This is a genomic window from Eggerthella sp. (assembly GCF_048329335.1).
In the GTDB taxonomy this organism is placed as follows: domain Bacteria; phylum Actinomycetota; class Coriobacteriia; order Coriobacteriales; family Eggerthellaceae; genus Eggerthella; species Eggerthella lenta.
Genome location: NZ_DBFEGU010000068.1, coordinates 1 through 3,876, shown reverse-complemented (window position 1 = coordinate 3,876; position 3,876 = coordinate 1). Strand labels below are relative to the sequence as shown.

Sequence of the window (3,876 nt, the reverse complement as noted above, 5' to 3'; positions counted from 1 at the left end):
GAAGGGGATGGCAACCAACCTTGCCGGAAATAAAACCTCATACCGGAGAGAAACGAAAACCGAAGGCGGCTCTGCGGGGCCGCCTTCGGTTTTGGAAGGGGGCAGCCAATGAGCGAAGCCGACCACAAGCGACCGAGGCGGAGGGCGGCGGGCTGGCTTCTCGCCGGGATCCTGCTGCTCGCCCTCTGCGGGGCGATGGCCGCCTTCCAGGCATCGACCGCCGGAAGCGCCGCGTCGGTGGTGCCCAACCCCAGGGGGCAGCCGTTCGGAAGCCTGTCAGCGGCAGCGGTTTCCGCAATGGCTTCGAACGAATCGCCCACCGCGGCAGATGCCGAAGGGGTCGATTGGGATTACTGGCGGGTTGTGAACCCCGCGATCGTCGCGTGGGTGAGCGTCGATGGCACCGCCATCGACTACGCCGTCGTGCAGGCGCCGGGCGGCGACCCCGATTACTACCTGAGCCACGACATCTACCGCTCGTGGAACCCCTACGGATGCCCCTACGTGGACGCGGCGTGCGACGGCGTGGGCGGCATGAGCGCGGTGGTGTTCGGTCACAACATGGGCGGCGGATTCGTGGCGATGTTCGCTGACTTCGCGCGCTACTCGGACGAGGCGTTCGCGCGCTCGCATCCGACCATCGAGCTGCAAACTCCCAACGGGGCCATGGAGCTTTCCGTGTCGGCGGTGGACGTGATCGACGGCAGCGAAAACGCCAAGCGGACGGACTTCTCATCCGCCGACGAGATGCGCGCCTGGTACGCGCAACGCTTCGAGGAGTGCGACGTGCGCATATCGAACGACGAAAACGCTTCGCAGCTGTTCACGTTCGTGACCTGCTCGTACACGACCTACGCGAACGAGAGGACGCTCGTGTACGCGCAGCCCGCGGAAAGCTGACGGCCTCAAAGCGAGAGAAGGGAGCACGGAATGTAAGGGCGATCCGAACGTCCGGCACGCAAACGCAGAAAACGACAACGCAAGGAGAAGAACATGAAAGCACAGGCAACCAACGGCCGCGCTGCGGGCAAGATAATCCGCTGCATGCTCGCGGCCCTCCTCGTCGCGGCGGCGGTGTTCGCGGGGCTTCCTTCGCGCAGCCAAGCGGCATACGCGGCAGACGGCTCGCTCAGCGACGCCACTTGGGAGGAAGTGAAAGGCGGCATAGAAGACCTGATGGGCACGCCCTACGTCTGGGGAGGCAAAGGCACCTCGGGCTGGGATTGCTCGGGGTTCGTCGGCTGGGTCATCGCCAACGTCTACGGGCTGAGCTGGCCCGGCGGAAGCCCCGGCAACTGCGGAACGGACGCCATCGCGGCGTTCTGCGCCGCGCACGAGACGTTCCGCGGCTCGTCGGCGGATGACTACAACGCCGCGTTCGCGGCGGGAACCGTGAAGCCGGGCGACGTCATCGTGTTCTCCAACGCGTCGGGTGCCACCGTGCACTGCGCCATCGCGGGCGAAGGCGCAACGGTCTATCACGCATGGAGCGAACACTTCGGCACCTGCAACGTGCGATTCGACTACATGTGGGGCATCGACGGCGGGCACGGCAAGACCTACGCCAGCTTCGCCGTGTACAGGGGGCTGTCCGAGGGCGGCTTCGTCACGCTCGACAAGACGAGCGCCGATGCGTCGGTGACGGCCGGCAACGGCGAGTACACGCTCGCCGGCGCGGTCTACGGCGTCTACCAGGGCGGAAGCCTCGTGGCGCAGTTCACCACCGACGAGAGCGGCCACGGGCAGACCTCCGAGAAGCTGCCCAACGGCGACTACGTCGTGCGCGAGATCAGCGCGCCAGCGGGCTACGCGCTTTCCCAGGAGGAGTTCCACGTGACGGTCGCCGGCGGCAACGTTCACGTGAACGCGCAAGACGCCCCCGTCACGGTGAATCTCACGCTCATCAAGAAAGACGCCGAAACCTTGCTGCCCGAGCCACAGGGAGCCGCATCTCTCGACGGCGCGGAGTACGAGGCCACCTACCTCCACGGCGGCGAATACGTGACCGCGAAGGGCGTCGTGGAGAACTCGAAGCTGGCTTTCGAGGGCATCCCCCTCGGCACCGTGACCATCAAGGAGACGAAAGCGCCCGCCGGCTACCTGCCCGACCCCGAGGCCCACGAGATAACCGTCACAGCGGACATGGCGGGCAGCGAATCGCCCGTTTTCGAACACGAGGTGGCCGACGAGCTCACTGAGCAGGTCATCCGAGGCGACTTGAAACTCGTGAAGGTCGGCGAGGGCGACCAAGGCCGCATGGCCGGCGTGCCGTTCCTCGTCACCAGCGCCACCACTGGAGAAAGCCACACCATCGTCACCGACGCCAACGGCTGCGCATCCACCGCCGCGTCGTGGAACCCCCACACCGCCGACACCAACGGCGGCACGGCGGAGTCCGGCGTGTGGTTCGGCGGCGGGGAGCCCGACGACGCCTTGGGCGCGCTGCCGTATGACGCCTACATCGTGGAAGAGCAGCCCTGCGAGGCGAACGCCGACCGGGAACTCATCCCCGCGTTCGAGGTGAGCGTGTACCGAGACGGCGCGACCATCGACCTCGGGACGCTGGTGAACTCGGACAAGCCGCACGTCTCCATCTCCAAAGCCGACATCGTGACGGGCGAGGAGCTTCCGGGCGCCACGCTCCAAGTGACCGACGCCGAAGGCAACGTGGTGGACGAATGGGTGTCCGGGGAAGAGCCGCACGAGATCGTGCTCGACGAGGGCTCCTACACCCTGCGCGAGGAGATCGCCCCCGAGGGCTACCTGGTCGCAAACAGCGTGGATTTCGAGGTGGTGTCCGGCCAGGTTTCCCAGAAGGTGACCATGGAGGACGACTTCACCAAGGTCGATGCCGAGAAGGTGGACGCGGAAACGGGCGCGCCGCTTTCCGGGGCGGCCATGCAGGTGCTCGACGCCGAGGGCGCCGTGGTGGAGGAGTGGGTTTCCGCCGAAGAGCCCCACCGCATAGAGAAGCTCGCGCCGGGAACGTACACCTTGCACGAGGAAAGCGCGCCCGAGGGCTATGAGCTGGCGGAGGACGTTGAATTCGAGGTCGAGGCCACGGGCGACGTTCAGACAGTGACCATGGAGGACGAGGCGACCCCTGCGCCCGCAGTCGAAGGGGGCGAGCCCTTCGACAAGACCGGCGTGAACCTCGCGCCCTTGGCCGCCGTCTCGGCCGCCATCGCGGCGGCCGGCTTCGGATGCCTTGCCGTCGCTATGAAGCGGTGCCGCGAGAAGGACGCCGAAGAACTCGGCGAGCGCGAAATCCCCGAGATCCGATGAGAACGCGCGCGGCGGGCGGGCGGCCCGCGAGGGCCATTCGCCACCTGCCGGCTAGCGGTAGATGGAATACCCGGAGGTCGCGCTGTCGAGAGCCGAGAAAACGCCGAAAACGACGAGGCAAACGTAGGCGGCAGCCGCCAGAGCGAAAACGGCGGCCACCAGCCTGAGCAGGGCGAGCAGCTTCCTCATGAAAAACTCCCGTCTATTGGAGGATTTGGCCGATTCTAACCAAGGGGCCCGCGGGAAATCACGCCTGCGAGCGAACCTACGAAGCTTCCGAGGAGGTGACGCGTGGCGAGCACGTACCGGACCATTGAAGAACTCTACCGAACGACCCTCGTCGCTTTGAGCGAAAGCCCCGAGGCGTGGAAGGCGTTCCTCGAATCGGCGGGCCGCAACTACAAGCTGCCCTTCCCGGAGCAGGCGCTCGTCCACGCGCAGCGCCCGGACGCCACGGCGGTGTTGGAATTGGAGCGCTGGGATGCCCTGTTCGGCCGGCGGGTGAAGCGCGGATCAGTCGGAATCGCCGTGTTCGGAGCCCCGGGAACGGGGCGGTTGCGCTACTACTTCGACGTGTCGGACACGGCGCCC

Annotated in this window: 4 protein-coding genes; 3 read left to right on the top strand and 1 reads right to left on the bottom strand. The window is 66.5% G+C overall.

Features of this window, described 5'->3' with window-relative positions; all coding sequences use genetic code 11:
- Positions 1-108: 108 nt before the first annotated feature.
- Both ACMO6A_RS02140 and ACMO6A_RS02135 read left to right on the top strand, forming a co-directional pair.
- Positions 109-900 (top strand): class B sortase, encoded by a 792-nt coding sequence (locus ACMO6A_RS02140; protein ID WP_009305538.1) that lies wholly within the window; start codon positions 109-111, stop codon positions 898-900.
- Between the two features lie 93 nt (positions 901-993).
- Positions 994-3,285 carry a SpaA isopeptide-forming pilin-related protein gene (locus ACMO6A_RS02135; RefSeq protein ID WP_009305537.1) on the top strand — a complete coding sequence of 764 codons (2,292 nt, stop codon included), beginning with the start codon at positions 994-996 and terminating at the stop codon, positions 3,283-3,285.
- 51 nt (positions 3,286-3,336) lie between these two features.
- Here ACMO6A_RS02135 and ACMO6A_RS02130 read toward each other — a convergent pair whose 3' ends face one another.
- On the bottom strand, positions 3,337-3,474 hold the full coding sequence (locus tag ACMO6A_RS02130) for a hypothetical protein (RefSeq protein ID WP_009608915.1): 138 nt from the start codon (positions 3,472-3,474) through the stop codon (positions 3,337-3,339).
- A gap of 102 nt (positions 3,475-3,576) precedes the next feature.
- On the opposite strand from ACMO6A_RS02130, the gene ACMO6A_RS02125 reads away from it, so the two are divergent.
- A partial coding sequence (locus tag ACMO6A_RS02125) for a hypothetical protein (protein WP_418470714.1) occupies positions 3,577-3,876 on the top strand: 300 nt, incomplete at its 3' end.